At 70.0% G+C, this 20,576-nt stretch carries 17 protein-coding genes and 2 pseudogenes; 8 read left to right on the top strand and 11 right to left on the bottom strand.

The annotated features are described in order from the left end of the window. Positions 1–39 precede the first annotated feature (39 nt). From murJ to Vau01_RS35820, 7 genes and pseudogenes are all read left to right on the top strand, one after another. Positions 40–2,436 (top strand): murein biosynthesis integral membrane protein MurJ, encoded by a 2,397-nt coding sequence (murJ, locus tag Vau01_RS35850; protein ID WP_204002515.1) that lies wholly within the window; start codon positions 40–42, stop codon positions 2,434–2,436. Positions 2,437–2,563: 127 nt separating this feature from the next. Continuing rightward, positions 2,564–4,090, top strand: coding sequence for a protein kinase domain-containing protein (locus Vau01_RS35845; RefSeq protein ID WP_204003048.1), 1,527 nt, complete (start codon positions 2,564–2,566; stop codon positions 4,088–4,090). Positions 4,091–4,119: 29 nt separating this feature from the next. After that, positions 4,120–4,683, top strand: a pseudogene (sigM, locus tag Vau01_RS35840) (RNA polymerase sigma factor SigM); the annotation flags it as partial. Positions 4,684–4,703: 20 nt separating this feature from the next. Continuing rightward, on the top strand, positions 4,704–5,639 hold the full coding sequence (locus Vau01_RS35835) for an RsmA family anti-sigma factor (RefSeq protein WP_204002512.1): 936 nt from the start codon (positions 4,704–4,706) through the stop codon (positions 5,637–5,639). Between the two features lie 86 nt (positions 5,640–5,725). Continuing rightward, positions 5,726–6,658 (top strand): thioredoxin-disulfide reductase, encoded by a 933-nt coding sequence (trxB, locus tag Vau01_RS35830; protein ID WP_204002510.1) that lies wholly within the window; start codon positions 5,726–5,728, stop codon positions 6,656–6,658. Between the two features lie 9 nt (positions 6,659–6,667). After that, complete coding sequence (trxA, locus tag Vau01_RS35825) at positions 6,668–6,982, top strand: thioredoxin (RefSeq protein WP_204002508.1); 315 nt, start codon at positions 6,668–6,670, stop codon at positions 6,980–6,982. Positions 6,983–7,199: 217 nt separating this feature from the next. Next, positions 7,200–8,330 carry an N-acetylmuramoyl-L-alanine amidase gene (locus tag Vau01_RS35820; protein ID WP_204002506.1) on the top strand — a complete coding sequence of 377 codons (1,131 nt, stop codon included), beginning with the start codon at positions 7,200–7,202 and terminating at the stop codon, positions 8,328–8,330. A 13-nt stretch (positions 8,331–8,343) separates the two neighbouring features. On the opposite strand, the gene Vau01_RS35815 is transcribed toward Vau01_RS35820, so the two are convergent. The 11 genes and pseudogenes from Vau01_RS35815 to rpmH form a co-directional block, all read right to left on the bottom strand. Then, positions 8,344–9,015, bottom strand: coding sequence for a GNAT family N-acetyltransferase (locus Vau01_RS35815; RefSeq protein WP_204002503.1), 672 nt, complete (start codon positions 9,013–9,015; stop codon positions 8,344–8,346). Positions 9,016–9,143: 128 nt separating this feature from the next. Continuing rightward, positions 9,144–10,157 (bottom strand): hypothetical protein, encoded by a 1,014-nt coding sequence (locus Vau01_RS63790; protein WP_239152141.1) that lies wholly within the window; start codon positions 10,155–10,157, stop codon positions 9,144–9,146. A 444-nt stretch (positions 10,158–10,601) separates the two neighbouring features. Further along, on the bottom strand, positions 10,602–11,693 hold the full coding sequence (locus Vau01_RS35805; RefSeq protein WP_204002500.1) for a ParB/RepB/Spo0J family partition protein: 1,092 nt from the start codon (positions 11,691–11,693) through the stop codon (positions 10,602–10,604). Continuing rightward, on the bottom strand, positions 11,690–12,961 hold the full coding sequence (locus Vau01_RS35800; protein WP_373320352.1) for an AAA family ATPase: 1,272 nt from the start codon (positions 12,959–12,961) through the stop codon (positions 11,690–11,692). The genes Vau01_RS35805 and Vau01_RS35800 overlap by 4 nt, the downstream gene beginning before the upstream one ends. 1,134 nt (positions 12,962–14,095) lie before the next feature. Continuing rightward, the gene (locus Vau01_RS63785) at positions 14,096–14,434 is read right to left on the bottom strand and encodes a hypothetical protein (protein WP_239152150.1); all 339 of its coding nucleotides are present in this window, start codon (positions 14,432–14,434) and stop codon (positions 14,096–14,098) included. Further along, a pseudogene (gene rsmG, locus Vau01_RS63780) lies at positions 14,329–15,033 on the bottom strand (16S rRNA (guanine(527)-N(7))-methyltransferase RsmG); the annotation flags it as partial. The gene Vau01_RS63785 and the pseudogene rsmG, both read right to left, overlap by 106 nt. Before the next feature lie 170 nt (positions 15,034–15,203). Then, on the bottom strand, positions 15,204–15,872 hold the full coding sequence (locus tag Vau01_RS35790) for a Jag family protein (RefSeq protein ID WP_239152121.1): 669 nt from the start codon (positions 15,870–15,872) through the stop codon (positions 15,204–15,206). A gap of 137 nt (positions 15,873–16,009) precedes the next feature. Next, entirely contained in the window at positions 16,010–17,092 is a 1,083-nt protein-coding gene (gene yidC / locus Vau01_RS35785; protein WP_204002495.1) for a membrane protein insertase YidC, read from the bottom strand. Beyond that, on the bottom strand, positions 17,089–17,346 hold the full coding sequence (gene yidD, locus Vau01_RS35780; protein ID WP_204003031.1) for a membrane protein insertion efficiency factor YidD: 258 nt from the start codon (positions 17,344–17,346) through the stop codon (positions 17,089–17,091). The genes yidC and yidD overlap by 4 nt, the downstream gene beginning before the upstream one ends. 32 nt (positions 17,347–17,378) lie before the next feature. Next, positions 17,379–17,795, bottom strand: coding sequence for a ribonuclease P protein component (gene rnpA / locus Vau01_RS35775; protein ID WP_204002493.1), 417 nt, complete (start codon positions 17,793–17,795; stop codon positions 17,379–17,381). A gap of 18 nt (positions 17,796–17,813) precedes the next feature. Continuing rightward, the gene (rpmH, locus tag Vau01_RS35770) at positions 17,814–17,951 is read right to left on the bottom strand and encodes a 50S ribosomal protein L34 (RefSeq protein WP_204002491.1); all 138 of its coding nucleotides are present in this window, start codon (positions 17,949–17,951) and stop codon (positions 17,814–17,816) included. Between the two features lie 456 nt (positions 17,952–18,407). On the opposite strand from rpmH, the gene dnaA reads away from it, so the two are divergent. After that, positions 18,408–20,381, top strand: coding sequence for a chromosomal replication initiator protein DnaA (gene dnaA, locus Vau01_RS35765; RefSeq protein ID WP_204002480.1), 1,974 nt, complete (start codon positions 18,408–18,410; stop codon positions 20,379–20,381). Positions 20,382–20,576 lie beyond the last annotated feature (195 nt).

Below are 20,576 nucleotides of genomic sequence, written 5' to 3'. Positions count from 1 at the left end.
TCGCGTGCGGCTCGCCGCGTCCGCGTAACCTCCTATTCCATGAGCCGGCCCGGGGATCCCGACGAGACCGTCGCCGTACCGGCCGGTGACGAGCCGGAACGCACCGTGGTGGTGCCCGTCGGTCCACCCGCCGGCGACTTCGACCAGACGGTGGTGATGCCGGCCTCCCCGCTGACGGCCGTCGACGCCCCGCCGCCGGTGCCCCTGGTCGCGATGGCACCCGACGACACGATCGTGATGTCGGCGATCCCGGACGGGCCGCCGCACCCTCAGGTGCAGACCCACCGCCCGCGTCACGCCGCACCGCCGACCGCGGTGGGCGCCGCCCCCGTGCCGCCCCCGCCGGCCCGGCCGCCCCTTCCGCCGCACGTGCCGACCGCCGCCACCGGACACGCGTCGGTGCCCGAGCACTCCCTGAACGCCGAGCCCACCGCATACCTCGACGCATCGGGCCGGCCGCGGAACTACCCGCCGCAGGCCGGCCACATGCCGCAAGCCGGCTACCCGCCCCAGGCCAGCCACGCGCCGCAAGCCGGCTACCCGCCCCAGGCCAGCCACGCGCCCCAGGCCGGCTACGCGCCCAGCTACCCGACGCAGGCGGTGGTCGGTACCGCGCGGGTGCCGGAGGCCCCAGCCGTCCCACCGACCACCGACGGCACCACCGGCCCCGACTCCACGGTCACGCCGCCGGTCGCCCCGCCCGCGGTCGCCACAGCCACAGCCGCGGCCACAGGAGCCATAGCCACCGGAGCCACAGCCACCGGAGCCGCAGCAACTACGGCCACGGCCACGGCTCCAGCCCGAGCCAGCGCCCCGGCGACCGAGAGCCGCAGCGTCGCGCGGAACAGCGCGGTGATGGCCGCCGGGAGCGTCGTCAGCCGGCTCACCGGTTTCCTACGGGCGGCCGCGATCAGCGCCGCCCTCGGTGCCGGCCTGGTCGCCGACGACTACCAGCTCGCGATCACCCTGCCGAACATGGTGTTCGAACTGCTCGTCGGCGGTGTGCTGTCGAGCGTGATCGTGCCGGTGCTGGTGCGCACCCGGAAGGCCGACCCGGACGGCGGCCAGGCCTACGCCCAGCGCCTGATGACGCTCGCCGTGATCGCCCTCGGCGTGGCGACGACCCTCGCGGTGCTGGCCGCGCCGCTGTTCACCACGCTGCTCACGCCGTCGAAGGTCACCTCGGACGACAAGGAACTCGTCACCCACCTGGCCTACCTGATCCTGCCGGCGATCTTCTGCTACGGCATGGCGGCCCTGATGGGTGCGCTGCTCAACTCCCGCGGGCACTTCGCCGCACCGATGTGGACGCCGATCCTCAACAACGTCGTGGTGATCGGCACCGCGGTGCTGTTCATCGTGGTCACCAGCGGCGACGTGGTCGCGCCGGACACGATCTCCACGGCGCAGATCCTGGTGCTCGGGCTCGGCACGATGAGCGGCATCATCGTGCAGGCCGCGGGCCTGCTACCGGCGCTGCACAAGGTGGGGTTCCGGTGGAAGCCGCGGTTCGACTTCCGCTCGCTGGGCCTCGGCGAACTGGGCCGGCTCGCCAGCTGGATGCTGCTGTACGTCGTGGTGAACCAGATCGGCCTGTTCGTCGTGCTGCGGATCGCCAAGGACGTCGGCACCCAGGGCGAGGCCGGCGTCATCGTCTTCCAGAATGCCTTTCTGATCTTCATGATGGCGCACGGCATCGTGGCTGTGTCCGTTCTCACTGCGCTCATGCCACGGCTGTCGGCCGCCGCCGCCGACGGCCGGCATCAGGACCTCATCGATCAGCTCAACAACGGGCTACGGCTGGTATCGGTGGTGCTGGTACCGATCACTGCCGCCTACATCGTGCTCGGCCGCCCGATGGCCGTGACGCTGTTCGAGTGGGGCAACTACAAGCACGAGAACGCGCTGGCCACCGCCCCCGTGATCGCCGCCGCCGGCCTCGGCCTGGTGCCCTACGCGATCATGCAGTTGCAGCAGTTCGCGTTCTACGCCCTGCGCGACACCCGCACGCCGTCGCTGATCAACATCCCCGTGGTCGGGTTCCGCATCGTCACCAACCTGATCGTCGCGGTGGTCCTGCCGACGGTCGCGGTGACGGCCGCGATGATGGGCGGCAGCGCGCTGTCGTTCACCCTCGGCGCGGCGATAAGCATTCACTTGCTCCGCCGCAGGCTGGGGTTCCTCGGGCTACGGCGGGTGGCGTCGGCGCTGGTCAAGCTGGTCGGCGCGGCCGCGGTCGCCGCCGTTCCCACGATCCTGCTCGTGTACGGGCTCAGCAGTGTCAGCGGCACGGGCAAGGTCGCCAGCATCGTTCAACTGCTGCTTGGTAGCGCGCTGCTGTTCGGCCTCTACTATGTGCTTGCACTGGTATTCCGGGTAGCCGAGGTACGAGACCTCACCCGGATGGTCCGGGGCCGGCTCGGCAGATCCGGTTAGCCACAGTACAAACCGGGCGCGCTGCATCAGGTGGATTGGCACAAGGCGGGTAGGGTCGCTCTTGACCGTCGTGCTCACCGCATAGGCTGAGGGGCAGGTCCGGCGGAAGGGAGGACGGGTGACGCCGATGGACGACGACCCGCTGGCGCGTACCCCCGCTTCCCAGGTTCTTGATCATGGATCACCGCAGGTAGGCGAGGTTCTGGCCCAGCGGTACCGGCTCGAGGAGCATATCGGCAACGACATGCTCGGTCGTCAGCTGTGGCGCGGGTCCGACGTGATTCTCCAGCGGCCGGTAACGGTTGTGTTGCGGTATCCCGGTGGGGATTCGGCCGCCGAGATGCTGTCGGCCGCCGTCACCGCGAGTCGCATCGTCCACCCCCACCTCATCGGCGTCTACGACGCGATCGACGAGGGCGACCGGGCCTACGTGGTCCGGGAGTGGGTCGAGGGCACCTCGCTGCGCAAGGTCGTCGCGAGCTACGGGCCGTTGGAGGCCGACAAGGCCGTCGCGATCGCCCACGCCGTCGCCGCCGCCGTCTCGGCGCTGCACGACACCGGCATGGCGCACGGCAACGTGCAGCCGGGCACGGTGCTCATCGGAGACGACGGCCGCGTGGTGCTCGGCGACGCCCGGGCCGACGAGGCCGCCACCGTCGAATCCGACATCCGCGCGATCGGCGCGGTGCTGTACTGCGCGCTCACCGGGAACTGGCCGCACGTCGAGGCCGGCGTCGCCAACGAGCTCGACGCGAGCCGCAACGCCGCCGGCGCGATCCTGGCTCCGCACCAGATCCGGGCCGGCATCCCGAACCAGGTCGACCAGCTCACGGTCGACCTGCTGAACCCGAACCTCGACCTCCCGACGGCCGAAGTGCTGGCCAATGAGCTGAGCCACCTCGACAACGCCGAGGGCGCACTGTTCGCCGACGAGCCGCTCGACCTCGACGCGTTCGACTCCGCCGCGCTGGCGCCCGAGTCGTCGACGCCCACCGGCCGCAAGATGGCCATCGTGATCGCGGCACTGCTGGTGATCGCGATCGCCGGCACGATCGCGGCGGTGAACACGCTCGGCGGCAGCAAGAACTCGCCGACGACGCCGCAGGTGGGCGCGGTCGGCACGGCGGCGCCGGGCAAGTCGCCCACCACGGGCACCGGTGCGGCCGCGCCCATCACCATCGCGCCGACGGCGCTGCGCATCGTGGCACCGGTCAACGACCGTGACAACGCGCAGAACGCCAGCAAGATGGTCGACGGGAACCCCGGCACCACCTGGCGCACCAACCAGTACTTCGACTACCCGAACTTCGGCAACATCAAGCCGGGCATCGGCGTGCTGATCGATCTGGGCAAGGAGACCGCGGTCTCGGCCGTGCAGATCGACATGGCGGCGTCCGGAGCCACGGTCGTGTTGAAGGGCAGCAACACCGCGGTCCCCGATTCGCGGGAGGGTGACGCCGCGGCGGTCGGGTGGGCCGACATCGGCGAACCGAAGGTCGACGCCACCACCCGCCTGCTGCTGTCCGGCCAGGAGCAGAAGGTCCGGTACCTGCTGGTCTGGTTCACGAAGATCCCGCCGTCGCCCGCCGACGGGGCGAACAAGTTCCGCCTCGAAGTGATGGAGATCGCGGTCCGCGGTCAGCAGTCACCGTAGGTCAACGCGGTTAGCGCGATCCGGATAGATTGCACGCCGTGCCCACCGACAGCCGAGACGACGGCGCGCTGCTGCGCGCGCATCTCGCTGGCGACCGCGACGCGTTCGGCGCCCTGATCGAACGCCACCGCGACCGGCTGTGGGCGGTGGCGCTGCGCACCATGGGCGACCGGGAAGATGCGGCCGACGCGCTCCAGGACGCGCTGCTCTCGGCGTACCGGGCGGCCGCCCGGTTCCGGGGCGACAGCGCGGTGACGACGTGGCTGCACCGCATCGTGGTGAACGCCTGTCTCGACCGCATCCGGCGACAGAAGGTGCGCCCCACCGTGCCGCTGCCCGAGGTCGACACCACGGTGGCGCCGGCACCCGACCGGGAGATCCGCCTCGACGTGCAGGCCGCCCTCGCCCAGTTGCCGGTCGACCAGCGGGCCGCCCTGGTACTGGTTGATGTGTACGGGTACGCGGTGGCCGAGGCGGCGGAGATCCTCGAGGTCGCCGAGGGCACCATCAAGAGCCGGTGCGCGCGCGGGCGGGCCCGGCTCGCCGGGCTCCTCGGCTACCTACGGAACCCACCGCCCGCGGCCAGCGTCGGATCTGAGCGGGAGGAGGGTGCATGACTGAGCGCGTCGATCTGGATCGGCTCGCCGACTACGTCGGTGGGGCGCTCGACGGCACCCCCGACGCCGCCGAGGTTCGCGGGCTCGTCGACACCGACCCGGAGTGGGCGGCCGCGCACGACGACCTGGCCGCGGCGATGTCGTCGGTCAGCGCCGACCTTCGTGCGGTCGGCGAGGTCGTCGACGCCGTACCCGAGGATGTGGTCGCCCGGCTGGACGACGTCCTGCGTAATCTCGGATCTTCCCCCGAAGCCGCAACCGTGAGCCGCGCCGAGGCCCGGCCCACCCGCGGCCCGGGCGCTGTCGGCCCCGGCGCGACCGGGCCCGGCGCAACCGGGCCGGGACGCGCCCGGAAGCGGCGGACGGCGCGGTGGGCGGCGGGCCTGTCGGCGGCGGCGGCCGTGATCGCGTTCGGCGTGGGGGTCGTGGCGACGTTCCCGACCGCCTCGCGGGACTCGGCCGACACCTCCGCCGGTGCCCCGGCCGTGAACGAGGCCGCGCCGGTCGCCGGGGCCGCGGGCGGAATCGTGATCAGCGGGCGCGACTATCAGTCCGGGTCGTTCGGCGGCCTGTCCCAACTGACGTCGGGGGGCGCGGCGCCGTACGCGACCAGCGAGCGGAATGCCGCCGACTCGAACGCCAAGGCGGACAGCTTGGAGGGCACGCTGCCGCCCGGGAGCGAGCCGCCGGAGCTCACCAGATTCCGGACGGTGCCGGCGGTCCTGAGGGACTGCCTGGACGCCGTTCAGGCGGTGTTCGGGGGTCAGGTACGGGTCGTCGACCTGGCGCGGTTCGAGGGCAAACCGGCGGTCGTCGTGCTGCTCGACGGCGCGCGGGCGGGCGACGGGCGGCCGCTGGTGGTGGCGGCCGGGCAGAACTGCGGGCAGCCCGCCGGAACGACCGACGAATTGTTCCACGGCCCCCTAACGTGACCTGACACACGGACCACGCACCATCGGGAATCACCACTTCGTACGATGGCGTTCTGCTGGTGACGTTTCGTAGAAGGAGCAATCTCGTGGACGAGGTCCGCAACCTCATCATCGTGGGGTCTGGCCCGGCCGGATACACCGCCGCCGTGTACGCCGCGCGAGCCAACCTGAAGCCGTTGGTGATTGAAGGTGTGACCTCGGGTGGGGCACTCATGACCACCACCGAGGTCGAGAACTTCCCGGGATTCCCCGACGGGATCCTGGGCCCCGAACTCATGGACAACATGCGCAAGCAGGCCGAGCGCTTCGGTGCCGAGTTCATCACCGACGACGCCACCCGGGTCGAGCTCGACGGCCCGGTGAAGACCGTCTGGATCAACGAGACGGCGTACAAGGGGCGGGCGGTCATCCTGTCCACCGGTTCGGCCTGGCGACCGCTGGGCGTGCCGGGGGAGCAGGAGCTGCTCGGGCACGGCGTCTCGTCGTGTGCGACCTGTGACGGGTTCTTCTTCCGTGGCCAGCAGATCGCGGTCGTCGGTGGTGGTGACTCGGCGATGGAGGAGGCGACGTTCCTCACCAAGTTCGCCGAGAAGGTCACGATCATCCACCGGCGTGACTCGTTCCGGGCCAGCAAGATCATGGCCGAGCGGGCGCTGTCGAACCCGAAGATCTCGGTGGTCTGGAACTCCGTTGTTTCCGAGATTGTCGACGGCGGGGGCAAGGTCGCCGGGGTACGCCTGACCGACACGGTTACCGGCGAATCGCGTGAATTGCCCGTCACCGGCGTGTTCGTGGCGATCGGCCACGATCCGCGGAGTGAGCTTTTCCGTGGACAGATTCCGCTGGACGAGAACGGGTACGTACTCGTCGAGGCGCCCAGCACCCGAACCCCGGTTCCGGGCGTGTTCGCCGCCGGCGACCTGGTCGACCACACCTACCGGCAGGCGATCACGGCTGCGGGCACGGGTTGTGCGGCCGCGCTGGACGCCGAGCGGTTCCTTGCTGAACTTGGGAGTTGAGAGAACCTGATGAAGGTCGTCACCGATACGTCGTTCACCAGCGACGTGTTGCAGTCTGACAAGCCAGTGCTGGTCGATTTCTGGGCGTCGTGGTGCTCGCCCTGTCGCAAGGTCCAGCCGTTGCTCGAGGAGATCGCCACGGAACTCGGCGACCGGGTCGAGATCGTCAAGCTCGACATCGACGCCAACCCCGAGGTCACCCGGGCATACCAGGTGATGTCGGTACCGACGCTGACGGTGTTCCGCGCCGGCCGCCCGGTCAACACGCTCATCGGCGCACGACCCAAGGGCGACCTCCTGAAGCTGATCGAGTCGGCGTTGTAGTTATTGTCAGGCGTTTGACGGGCGCCCCGGCGGGATGGGTGATTGTCCCTGGCCGGGGCGCCTGCTTATGGTTGGCCGCTTGATCGTTTCCACATCCCTGCCGGGCTGCGGCGTTCGGGCGTTGGTTGTACGCTCCGGCCGGGTATCAGGCGTTTTAGCCCCGAAGCTGGCTGTGTGGTGAATCGTGTTATACGTGACACATCTAGGAGGCTTGTGGATGCGTCCGATCCGGCCCGGCGAGCGCGGCCCAGCAGTCGCGGAGATTCGTAACGTACTCATTACTGTGGGTGCCCTCGTTGATGGCTCCGCGCATGACTTCTACGACGAGTCCACCGAGCAGGCGGTCCGGGCGTTCCAGCAGAGCCGGGGCCTGTCCACCGATGGCGTGGTCGACGAAGAGACCTGGCTTGCCCTCGACAGCGCCCGCTGGCGGCTCGGGCAGCGCGCCCTGTACTACGGCGTGTCCGACCCGTTCACCGGTGACGACGTCCTGCAGTTGCAGGAGCGCCTCCTGGAGATGGGCTACGACCCGGGCCGCACCGACGGCATCTACGGGCAGCGCACCGCGCGGGCGGTGGCCCAGTTCCAGCGCGAGGTCGGCCTCGACCCCGACGGCTCGTGCGGCCCGCAGACCCTGAACGCGCTGCGGCGACTCGGCCGCAAGGTGGTCGGTGGTCGTCCGCAGTGGCTCCGCGAGACGGTCGCGTTCGGCTCGTCCGGCCCGGCGCTGCTGGGCAAGCGCATCGTGATCGACCCGGGCCACGGCGGACCGGACCGAGGCGTGGTCGTCGACTCCTACGCCGAGGCCGACCTGGCGTTCGACCTCGCCGCCCGGCTGGAGGGCCGGCTGGCCGCGGCCGGGATGCGGGTCTTCCTGACGCGCGGCCCGGCGTCGGGCCGGGTGTCCGACCGCGAGCGCGTGACCCTGGCGAACGAGGTGGGCGCCGACCTGTTCATCTCGCTGCACATCGACGGCCACCCGAACCCGCTCGCGTCGGGGGTGGCGACGTACCACTTCGGCACGACGTCCGGCGTCTCGTCGACGGTGGGGGAGCGGCTGGCCGGGTTGGTGCAGCGCGAGATCGTGGCGCGCACCGGCATGCTCGACTGCAAGACGCACGGCAAGGTCTGGGACCTGCTGCGGTTGACCCGCATGCCCGCGGTGCGCGTGGAGGTCGGTTACCTGACCTCGCCCGACGACCGCGCCCGGCTGATCGATCCCCGGTTCCGTGAGCTGGTGATCGAGAGCATCATGGCGGCGGTGCAGCGGATGTACTTCCCGGTGGACTCGGACGTTCCCACCGGGTCCATCGACGTGAGCGCGCTGCGGGCGTTGGCGTCCCGCTAGTTCTTTGTCGCTCTCATGAGGAGCTGCGCGTCGCCGGCGCCGGACGCACCGGGCGGAGGAGTGCGTCGGGCGTCATCGAGCCGAGGAGCTTCTCCAGCGCGTACTCGACGTCGGACTTCCACGACAGGGCGGTACGCAGTTCCAGCCGCAGGCGCGGGTAGCGCGGGTGCGGCCGGACGGTCTTGAACCCCACGCTGAGGAAGAAGTCGGCGGGGGCGAGGCAGCCGGTGCGGTTGTGGTCGCGCTCGTCGGCCTCGCCGAACTTCGCGTCGCCGAAAGCCTCGATCGCCTTCACGCCGCGCTTGGTGAGATCACGGGCGACGCCCTGCACGAGCATGCGGCCCAACCCACCACCGGCGAACGGCCCGACCACCTGTGCGGTGGTGAGGAGTACCGCGTCGGGTGAGACCGGCGACGTGGGGAACGCCATGGAGCGGGGGACGTAGGCCGGTGGCGCGAACATCACGTAGCCGGCGGGCATGCCGTCGACGTAGATGAGCTTGCCGCAGGATCCCCATTCGAGGAGCGTCTGCGAGACCCAGGCTTCCTTCTCGAGTGCTGGGTCGCCGGAGGCGCAGGCCCGCTCGGCCGACACCGGGTCGAGCTCCCAGAAGACACACTGCCGGCACGAGCGCGGCACGTCTTCGAGCGTGTCCAGCGTCAGATTGACCAGGCGTCGCGACATACACCGATCCAGACGATCCGAGTTGGATGGCTGAGGGGCCTCAGCCGCCCAAGCAACAGATCGTACGCGCGTATCGCGCTCAGGGGGAGGTGACGGACATATTCGTCCCGTTATGCGGTCTGTCCGGTTTACGGGCCGTGATCGGCTTTGGCCGGCGGGGTTGTCGCTGCGGCGGCCATGGCGTCGCCCGTGGGGAAGACCATGGTCTGGGTCCCGCTGCCGGAGACTCCGCTCGTGTTGAAGCGCATCGTGGGGGAGGTCTCGGCGTCTGTGCTCCCGCCGTTCCCGCCGTTTCCGGCGTTCGCGGCTTCCCTGGATTCCTCGGCGTTCGCGGCTTCTCGGGAGTTCGCGGCTTCTCCGGCGTCGGCGGCTTCTCGGGAGTTCGCGGCTTCTCCGGCGCCGGCGGCTTCTCCGGCGTTCGCGGCTTCTCTCGCTCCTCCGGCTTCTCCGGTGGGGAAGCGGATCGTCTCGCCGCTCGTGACGTCGGCGAGGTTCACGGTCTCTCCGCCGGTCGTGCGGGCGATGGGGATGCGCATCGTCTCCCCGCCGCCGACGTCGGCGAGATTCACCGTGCTCTCGGTTTCACGTGAAACAGCGACGGTCGTCACGCCCTCGCGGACCGGGGCGTCGGGGATGTGGAGCTCGCGGGTCAGCTCGGCGGTCTCCGCCGCCACGACGCTGGAGCCCATTCCGACGGGGTCCGGTGCATCGTCGGCGTCACCGGTCTGGACGGCCGGTTCGTCGGCGCTCACCTCGGCCCCGCTCGGAATGTTCAGCTCCGCGGGGGACTGCCAGTCGATGTGGGGCGGCTCGGCGAGCGCCTCGCCCCCGAAGTCGGCGAGCCATGCGGCGACGTGGGCCAGGTTCTCGCGCCACTGCGTCTCCGGAATGCGGGGGAGGATGTCGTCCCACAACGAGAGGAACGTCCCCCGGAGCTGAAGTCGGCCCACCGGACGCGCGAGGAACCAGACGTGCAGGTGCGCCGACCCGTCGCCCCACCGATTCACGTGAACCCGGGCGACGCCGTCGAGCGATCGGATCGCGCGCTCCAGCCGGACCGTGAGCACCCCGAGTTCGGCCGCGAGGAGGTTGGTCAGGTCGCCCATGTCGAGGTGCGACCGGGACTCCAGAATCAGGACCATCGGGAGACCGGTGGGACGGTCGAGAGAACGCACCCGCCACCGCTCGCTGATCCAGATATACGCCGAGTCGGGCGCCCGGCAGGCGCTGCACTCGGCGGGGTCCTCGCCGTGGCGGGGCGGCTCCTCGTCGACGGGGTCTGCGAGGTTTTTGACCCGCAGATCGCCCTCGAATGGGAACGTCGGCCATGCGGTAAAGGCCGGGAGGGGAAGGGGTGCGTCCGACACGTGCCGACCCTATCGGACGCCCGGGGGGCCTGTCGTTCCCCTGGTTGGCGCTCATTTGGTCGACGACCCGGCGTTTCATCCACAGGCCCATAACGCTGTGACCGGTGGTTTCACGTGAAACTGGGGTTGCCTGTGGAAATCGCCTGTGGAAAAGCAGAACGGCCAGCGTCTCCGCTGGCCGTCCGGGTCTTCTCTCTCCGCTTCACGTGAAACGGTGCCCTACTCGCGGGCCTCCATTCCGATGATCCCCACGATCCGCTCCAGGTCGTCGACCGTGGCGAACTCGATCGTGATCTTGCCCTTGCGGCGGCCGATGTCGACCTTCACCCGGGTGTCGAAGCGATCCGAGAGCTTGTCAGCGAGGTCGTTGAGTGCGGGAGCGTGCGGCTTCGCCCGACGCTGGGGCGGTGCCGGCTTGTGACCGTCTTCGCCGTCGGCCAGGGCGAGCTTCACCAGTTCCTCGGTCGCCCGCACGGAGAGCCCCTCGGCGACGATGCGACGCGCCAGTTGCTCCTGGTGCTCCCCGTCGGTGATGGCGAGCAGCGCCCGGGCGTGCCCCGCCATGAGGACGCCCGCGGCGACCCGACGCTGCACCGCCGCCGGCAGGTTCAGCAGGCGGATGGTGTTGGAGATCTGGGGACGGCTCCGGCCGATGCGGCGCGCGAGCTCCTCGTGGGTCGCCCCGAACTCCTCCAGCAGTTGCTGGTACGCGGCCGCCTCTTCCAGCGGATTGAGGTTCGCCCGGTGGATGTTCTCCAGCAGCGCGTCCCGAAGCATGGCGTCGTCGCGGGTCTCCCGCACGATCGCCGGGATGGACTCGCGCCCGAGCGCCGTCGCCGCGCGCAGACGACGCTCACCCATGACGAGTTCGAAGCGGTCGGGCCCGAGCTCCCGCACGACGATCGGCTGAAGGAAGCCGACCTCCTCGATCGAGGCCTTCAGCTCGTCGAGCGCGTCGTCGTCGAAGACCTGCCGCGGCTGCTTCGGGTTCGGCGTGATCGAGGCGAGCGGGATCTCCGCGAAGCGCGCTCCGGGCACCGGAGCAAGTTCATCCGGGACGGCCGCCGGGGCCGCCTCGGTGGTCGTCTCCTGCGCCGCCTCAGCGGCCTCAGTAGCGGGCCTCGTCGCGGACGGTGGCTCCACCGGCGCCGCCTGCCCGGGAACCGTATCCACCGCCGGCATCACTGCGGGCGTCGGAGCCAAGGGCGCCTCGGCGACCGCCGTCGCGGTGCCGCCGGAACCCGGCGGGGGAGCGGTCGGGATCAACGCGCCGAGACCCCGGCCGAGACCGCCGCGTCGTGTGGACTTCATCCGTTGCCTCCGGACTGGGTGCGCTGAGCACCGGGCTGGGTGCGCTGAGCACCGCGCAGAGCGATTTCCTGTGCGGCCTCAAAATAGCTGACCGCGCCCCGCGAACCGGGGTCATACGTCATGACCGACTGGCTGTAACTTGGCGCCTCGGACACCCGGACGTTCCGGGGGATGACGGCGTTGAGGCACTTGGCGCCGAAGTGGGCGCGCACGTCCTGCTCGACGAGGTCGGCGAGCCGGGTACGCCGGTCGTACATCGTCAGCAGGACGGTCGAGACCTCCAGCACCGGGTTCAGGTGCGACCGGATCATCTCGATGTTCTCGGTCAGGGCCCGCACACCCTCCAGCGCGTAGTACTCGCACTGGATCGGAATCAGTACCTCGTCCGTCGCCACGAGAGCGTTGACGGTCAGCAGGCCGAGTGAGGGCGGGCAGTCGATGAAGATGTAGTCGTACTCGCCCTCGGAGGCCCGGATCGCGCGCTGGAGGCGCGATTCACGTGCAACCACGGAGACGAGTTCGATCTCCGCACCGGCGAGGTCGATGGTCGCCGGGACGGCCCACAGCGTGGGGATGCCTTCGACCGCCTGGGTCACGGAGTCCAGCGGGACGCCGTCGATCAGGCACTGGTAGATGTCCGGGACGCCGGAGTGGTGCGGCACGTTCAGACCCGTGGACGCGTTGCCCTGCGGGTCGAGATCGATGACGAGCACCCGGTTGCCGTGGAGAGCGAGCGCGACGGCCAGGTTCACCGCGGTGGTCGTCTTCCCCACGCCACCCTTCTGGTTCGCGACGCAGAGGATCCGCCGCTTGGGCGGTCTCGGCATGGTTATCTCGCCGCTGGGATTCAGAATTTCGACCGCTCGCTTCGCTTCCTGTGCCAGCGGCGGATCCTCCGTTTCACGTGAAACGTAGGCGTCGGTCATATCGTTCTCCGCAAGATCAGACTCGGGCATCGAGCGCGGGGCGGTCCGGAACGGCGGTTCTCCCGATCCTCCCCCGGGGGACGCCTCACCAACCTGACCGACACGGCCGTCGGCGACAACATCGGGGGGAGGGGTCGCGGGACGCGCGCCCGGCGGACGAAAGACAGGTGCTGCGGCCCGGCGGTCAGGCGGGCCGCCCGGACCCGACGGGCCACTCGCCGCGGGAAACCCGGTGGAGCCGGCCGATACCGGGCCGTCGGACGATGGCCTTGCGTGGGGCGGGCCGCCGAAGGTCGCCCGCGGGGGAGCGTCGGCGATCGCCCGTGACGGCGGCCCACCGATACCCGGGCCGGGACCACCGAGACCGGGGCCCGACCCAGCGGCGCCCGACGCAGGCCTCGCGACAGGCGCGCCCGGCCCACCCGAACCCATACCCGGCCCACCGGAACCCGCACCCGACGCAGCCGCGCCCGACGCAGCCGCGCCCGACGCAGGTCGCGCGACAGTCGCGCCCGGCTCACCGGAACCCGCGCTCGGCACGCCGGCGCCAAGCCGCGGCTCCGCGCCGCCCATCCCCGGCCCGCCGGCGCCAAGCCGCGGCTCTGCGCCGTGACCCGGCTCGGACGGCTGGGACGGCTCGGCGAAGATCGCCTGAGTCGACCCGCCAGGATCAGCCACGGACAGCACCCCGGACGGCGAACCCAACGAGGCCGCATCCGAGCTCCCACCACTCCCAGCCATCTCAGGAGTCACACCGGCGCCGCCATCCGACGCCCGTTCCGACGGCCCGTTGAGAAGACCCGACGAGACGGTCACCGGAGGCGCCGAGATCGGCGTCCCGCCCCGGCCGTAGATCGTGCCGGTCCGCTGAATCGGTGCGGGCAGATGATCGGCTTCGGCGGTCGCAACCCGCGACGGGGCTGCCGCGCGCCCCATGAAACGGCCCATGTCGAGAGTGGACGTCGCCTCCTCGTCTAGTGGACGTGTTTCACGTGAAACAGGCGGCTCGTCTAAGCCGCCCGCGTTCCGTTCCGGAACGAAGCCGTTGTCGCGCACCGTGTCCGATCCATTCGATCCCGATGATGGGGCGCCGCGAATGTCCGCCGACTGCGGCGCCAAGCCCGATTTCGACACCTCGGTGTCCGTATCGTTTGCGCGCGCCAAGCCTACGGTCGACGGCTCAGCCGTGCTACGCCCGTCCGACTCAGAACTTGGCTCAGAGTGCTTTCTTCGACCCCGAAAGGTCGGAAACAGGGTCCGAACCCGCCGTTTCAGCCCCGTCCACCCACCCCGCCGATCCACTTCTCCATGAGGTGATCCGACGTCCCCCAACGTCAATCGCCGCATTCAGGAATCCCCCGCTTCTAGTTTTTCGGGTGATCGCCCCCGTCACCCGATCGCGCGCCGCCACCGCTCCCTCGCGTGCCACCGGCCGCGCCACGGGCACCACCGGCCGCCCCGCGAGCACCACTGGACCTACCAGTCCCAGAAGACCTCCGACCCCCACCACGGGAGCCCTCCCGAGCGCCGCCGGAAGAAGCACCCCGAGAACCGCCCCGAGAACCGCCCCGAGAACCGCCGGAAGTGGCCGCACCAGACCCGCCGGAAGAGGCCCCACCAGACCCGCCGGAAGAGGCCCCACCAGACCCGCCGGAAGACGCCCCACCAGAACCGCCGGAAGAGGCACCTCCAGAACCGCCCGAAGACGCGCCACGAGAGCCGCCGGAAGAGGCGCGTCCAGAACCGCCGGAAGACGCCCCGCGGGAGCGAACCGTGCGCAAGACCTCCACCACCGTCGTCGGCTCCGCGAGCCATCGCGCTCCGGCCTGCACCAGGCTCGGCGTCCCCCCGCCAAGCCGCCGCACCGCCGCCGCGTGCTCCTCGATCTCCGCAGCCGCCGACGATCCCTTGATCGCGAGCATCACCCCGCCGGGACGCGCGAGCGGGAGGCACCAGGCGGCAAGCCGGTCCAGCGGAGCCACCGCGCGGGCGGTGACCACGTCCGCCGGCGGAAGCGCGTTGACGCACTCCTCGGCCCGGGCCCGCACCACGTCCACCGACGAGAGGCCCAGTGTCTCCACGACCTCGTTCAGAAACGCGGTCCGACGCGCCAGCGACTCCACAAGGGAGATCCGGAGGTCAGGGCGCGCCACCGCTAAGACGATACCGGGCAAACCAGCACCAGAACCGACGTCTACGACATAGACCCCAGACGGTATCAACTCGCCCAACGCAGCACAGTTCAGCAAATGCCGGTCCCAGATGCGTGGCGCCTCACGGGGGCCGATCAGCCCCCGCTCCACACCGGCGGTCGCCAGCGCTTCCGCATACCGCTCCGCCAACGGCAACCGGTCACCGAACAACGCCAACGCCGCGTCACGCAACGCCGCCGGCACGGAAACGGCAGCGGGCAAAGGAGCGGAAACGGCAGCCGGCACAGGAACGGGCGCCGGCAAAGACGCGGGCGCCGGCAAAGAACCGGGTGCAGGCACAGGAACGGCCGCCGACACAGACATAGGCGCCGGCAAAGAAACGGGCGCCGACGCAGGCCGCGTCGACGCCCGATCGGGCTCAGCCACCGATGTCAGGGGGTCGGACGCACGACGATGCGCCGGCTCGGCTCGACACCCTCCGACTCGCTCTCCACCCCGGCGAGCGCGTTGATGACGTCGTGAACGCACTTCCGCTCGAAGGCGCTCATCGGCTCCAGCCGCACGGCCTCGCCGAACTCCTTGACCTTCTCGGCCGCGTTCTTCGCGATCGCGCCCAGCTCCTTGCGCCGGGTGGCCCGGTAGCCGCCGACGTCGAGCAGCAGCCGGCTGGGCGACCCGGTCTGCCGGAACACGGCCAGCCGGGCCAGCTCCTGCAGTGCCTCGAGCGTCGCGCCGCGCGTGCCGACGAGCGCGTTCAGCCGCCCGCCGACGACCTCGACCATCGGCCGCCCGGCCGACACCAGTTCGTCGATGTCGCCGTCGTAGTCGAGGATGTCGAGCAGCCCCTCGACGTAGTCGGCCGCGATCTCGCTCTCGCGGAACAGGTCGGTCTTGCCCGACCCGCTCGGGGCCGAGTCGGAAGCATCGTCCGAGTCGTCAGCATCATCGGAATCGTCGGCCTCGGAATCGGCCTCGTCGACATCCTCGGAATCGGCCTCGTCGACATCCTCGATATCGTCGACGTCGGCAGCGGCGACGGGCGCGTCGTCGTCCTCGATCGCCTGGGTCGACCGGGTCTCGATGCCGCTAGCTTCGTTCACGTGTTACTCCGCACTGTTCGGGGCGCCCGGAGGCACCTGACGTCCGTCTAACGGGCGGCGAGCCGGTGGGGGAGCGCCACACCGCCCGGCCGCGGACCCGGCGAACGCCAGGTGCCCGAAGCCGGACGGTGGTCGCGTCAACCCGACGATTGCCGGCGGGCCGGACCGCCCTTCTTGTTCCGCGCGGGTTTGGCCCCGGGACGGGGCGCCCGCGTTTCGGTGCTCGGCGGTGCGCCTTCTTCGGCCTTCTTGCCCTTGTTGAGGTTCGGCTTGCCGTTCGGCGAGGTCTTGTTCTCGTTGCGGCTACGACTGCCCGAGCCCAGCCCGAACGGGTTCTTCGGCCCCGGCTTGGCCGCCGCGTTGCGGCTGGCCGCCGAACCGGACCGCTCGCTCATCTCCTTGTACGAGGTACCGGTGGCGGCGGCCATCTTCGGCGGCGGGTACTTGCGCAGCACCCAGAACTGCTGGCCGAGCGAGAACAGGTTCGTGGTGACCCAGTAGATGACCACGCCGATCGGGAACAGACCACCGGAGATCAGCAGCGAGAACGGGATGCCGTAGAGCATCAGCTTCTGGATCATCCGCTGCTGCGGGTCTTCCGACCACCCGGTCTTGAGGATCATCTGCCGGCTGGTCATGAACGTCGTGGCGATCATGATTGCGACCAGGACGCCCGCGACGATCTTCACCGTGACGCCGCTGCCGCCCAGGTCGGCCAGCTGGTCGGCCTTCGACGTGAAGTGGGCCGGCAGCGGCGCGTTGAACAGCTTCGCGTGGGCGGCGCTGTCGAACTGGTCGGCCGTCCAGCCGTAGAGGGTCTTCGCCTCTTCGGTACGGCCGGGCCGCACCCGCTTGAGCACGTGGAACAGGCTCAGGAACACCGGAATCTGCAGGAACATCGGAAGGCAGCCCATGAGCGGGTTGGCCTTCTCGCTGCGGTAGAGCTCCATGAGCTCTTTCTGCATCGACTCCCGGTCGCCCTTGTGCTTGGCCTGGAGCTCCTTGATCTTCGGTTGCAGCGCCTGCATCGCGCGCTGCGACTTGATCTGCTTCACGAAAATCGGGAACAGGATCACGCGGACCGTGATCACCAGGAAGACGACCGCGAGGATCCACGACCAGTCGGTTCCCAGAACGCGGCCGTCGGGCAGCACCGCGTCCCAGACGCTGTGCCATCGCAGCAGCATCCAGGAGATCGCGGTGTAGATATAGTCCATCACTTCGCGGCTCCAGAACCTTCGGTGTCAGCCAGTTCAGAACGGGCGGAACGGGCAGGCGGCACCGGGTCGTAACCGCCGGGGTGGAACGGGTGGCAGCGCAATATCCGCCAGATGGTCAGGAGCGGGCCGCGCACGGGACCGTGCACCGCGACCGCCTCCAACCCGTACGCGCTGCACGAGGGGTAGAAACGGCAGCGCGCCGGAATCACCGGGCTGATCCATCGACGGTACCCGCGGATCGGCGCCGCGATGATCCGGCCGCCGAGCGTCTTGGGCTCGGGAATGCTCACCGTCTCCTCCCGGAAGTCGCTCGGGCGAGCGCGCCATCGAGATCGGCACCGAGTTCGGTGTAGGTCCGCCCGGCCGCGGCCGGCAGCGCGCGTACCACAAGCATGGCACCGGCGGGTAACGCTCCGATGCGCGCCCTCATGAGATGCCGCAACCGGCGCTTCACCAGATTGCGGATCACCGCCCCACCAACAGCCTTGGAAACCACAAATCCGGCCCGCGGCGGAGGCAGGGCCTCCGCCGGAGCCGGAGAGGATTCCGGCAGATCCGCCGGTTCCGCATCATCGGGGACCGGCGGCGCCGCGGTCGCAAGACCATAGTGGACGACCAGAGCACCGCGCGCCGCACGCCGACCGCCCCGGATGGTGGCCGCGAAGTCAACCCGCCGACGGAGCCGATGGGTTGACGCGAGCACCAGAGGGTCCGTGGAAGGTCAGGCGGAGAGGCGGGAGCGGCCCTTGGACCGGCGGCCGTTCAGGATGGCGCGACCCGCCCGGGTGCGCATACGCAACCGGAAGCCGTGGGTCTTGGCCCGGCGACGGTTGTTGGGCTGGAAGGTGCGCTTGCTCACGTGAGGCTCCGATGACGCTCGGTGGTACGGGCATGTTTAGCGGGCACGAAAAGTCGCCGCGCTGACCCAGCACAGCTGTTCCAGGGTACGCACCCGACCGGGGAAGGGTCAAAACGAGTGCCGGGGGATCCTCCGGTCACCCTCAACCTGTGCACAACTGTTGAGGCCTGTGGACAACGCTGTTAGCGTCGCCGGTTGCGCGGAACGCTCAGACGGGCTGCGTGGCACTTCTGGGGGGTGGCCGGCCGGCACCGCGAACGAACTCGGCCGGTTACGCGTAGTGGTGTTTGTGCACCATAACGGCGTCTCGTCGGGTTCGGAGTCCGATCCGGGCCAGTTTGTCCAGGCGGGGACAGACCGTTGGCGGCGGGTCACTCGTTGATACACAGGTTGTGGATAACTTGTGGACAGCGGCTCCGCTCGGTCGCTGCCGCGAACAGCGAGGGGGAACCGCGCGTGAGCGACGCGATTGATTTGGCGGCCGTCTGGGACGCCGCCACAGACGAGCTGGCTGACGGCATCGTCTCCGCGCAGCAACGCGCATACCTCCGGCTGACCCGGCTGCGGGCGATCGTCGACGACACCGCTCTTCTCTCGGTGCCCGACGCGTTCACCCGAGACCAGATCGAGTCCCGGCTGCGCCCTGCGATCACCGACGCCCTCTCCCGCCGGCTGGGCCGGCCGATACAGGTGGCCGTCACGGTCCGCCCGGCGAAGGAGGTGCCGGCCGGCGCCCAGCCCGTGCCGGCGGCCCGCACCGGCGACCATCTGTTCGACGATCCGGCCGCCCCGCTGGGCCAGGGTCCCGCCGGGCCGTTCGATCCCGCCGGCGCGCCGGTGGGCCACGGAGCGGCGCTGGGCCAGGGAGCACCGTTCGGCGTGGCCGCACCGCTCGACCCGGCCGGCGCTCCGCTCCCACAGGGAGCGCCGCTCGGACAAGGGTCGGCCGGACCGGGCGCGCCGCTCGGCGCGGTCGCCGCCTACCACCCGGCACCCGCCGGCCCGGTCGCGCAGTACGACCCGGTCGGCCAGACCAATCCGGGCGCGGCCGCACCCGGCAACCACGCGGCGTCCGGCGAGCCCGCCACCCCGCGCGAGCAGGTGGCATCCGTCGGAGCCGGCTACGGCCCGGCGCCGACGCACGACCCGGCCGCACCGGCGGGTTCCGCGCCGGCCGGCTCGGCGTTCGCCGGCGCACAGGAGCACGGACGCCACAACGGCGGCGGCGCCGACGACCGCGCGTACGAGAACAACACGTACGAGCCGAACTACCGGAGCGGCTACGAAGCCCGGGAGAACTGGAACCAGGCCCGCCCGCCGGTCGACGACGTTCCGCCGCCACCACCGCCGCGCCAGGGCACCGGACGCGAGGACCGCCGCGCCACCGGCAACGACACCAGCGGCAACCGGCTCAACCCGAAGTACACGTTCGAGACGTTCGTCATCGGGTCCTCGAACCGGTTCGCCCACGCCGCGTCGGTGGCGGTGGCCGAGTCGCCGGCGAAGGCCTACAACCCGCTGTTCATCTACGGCGACTCCGGGCTGGGCAAGACACATCTGCTCCACGCGATCGGCCAGTACGCCACCCAGTTAGGGCACGTCCGGCTGGTGCGGTACGTGTCCACCGAGGAGTTCACGAACGACTTCATCAACTCCCTGCGCGACGACAAGACCAGCGCGTTCCAGCGCCGCTACCGCGACGTCGACATCCTCCTGATCGACGACATCCAGTTCCTGGAGAACCGCGAGCGGACGCAGGAGGAGTTCTTCCACACGTTCAACACGCTCCACAACGCGAACAAGCAGATCGTGGTCAGCTCCGACCGCAAGCCGAAGGATCTGGCGACGCTGGAGGACCGGATGCGCACCCGGTTCGAATGGGGCCTGCTGGCCGACATCCAGCCGCCCGATCTGGAGACCCGGATCGCGATCCTGCAGAAGAAGGCCGCGCAGGAACGGCTGTTCGCGCCGGCCGACGTGCTGGAGTTCATCGCGTCGCGGGTCTCGAACTCCATTCGCGAACTGGAGGGCGCCCTGATCCGGGTGACGGCGTTCGCCAACCTCACCCGCTCGCCGGTGCAGTTGGCACTGGCCGAGGAGGTGCTCCGGGACTTCATCCCGGACGGCTCCGGGCCGGAGATCACCGCCGACCAGATCATGGCGTCGACCGCCGACTACTTCGGCGTCAGCCTCGACGACCTGAAGGGCCACTCGCGGTCCCGGGTGCTCGTCAACGCCCGCCAGGTGGCCATGTACCTGTGCCGCGAGCTGACCGACCTCTCCCTGCCCCGGATCGGGCAGGCGTTCGGCGGCCGCGACCACACCACAGTCATGCATGCAGATCGCAAGATTCGTCAACAGATGGCCGAGCGTCGCTCCCTCTACAACCAGATCGCCGAGCTGACGAACCGGATCAAGCAGACGACCTGAGGCGATCCGTCGTCCCTCGCCGTTCTCCACACCCTGTGGATATCGGCTGGGGACAGCGCTGTGGATGTATTCGATGAGTATCCATCAGGTGACCGCAAAGTGACTTCCATCAGGGCTGATGCGGTGGACAACGGGTGTGGATAACCGTGTGTAACGGTGGACCGAGGGTGGACAGCGTGTTGAAAACTTCTGTGG

The sequence above is a fragment of the Virgisporangium aurantiacum genome (assembly GCF_016863635.1).
GTDB lineage: Bacteria > Actinomycetota > Actinomycetes > Mycobacteriales > Micromonosporaceae > Virgisporangium > Virgisporangium aurantiacum.
This window is presented reverse-complemented; position numbering and strand designations above follow the sequence as displayed.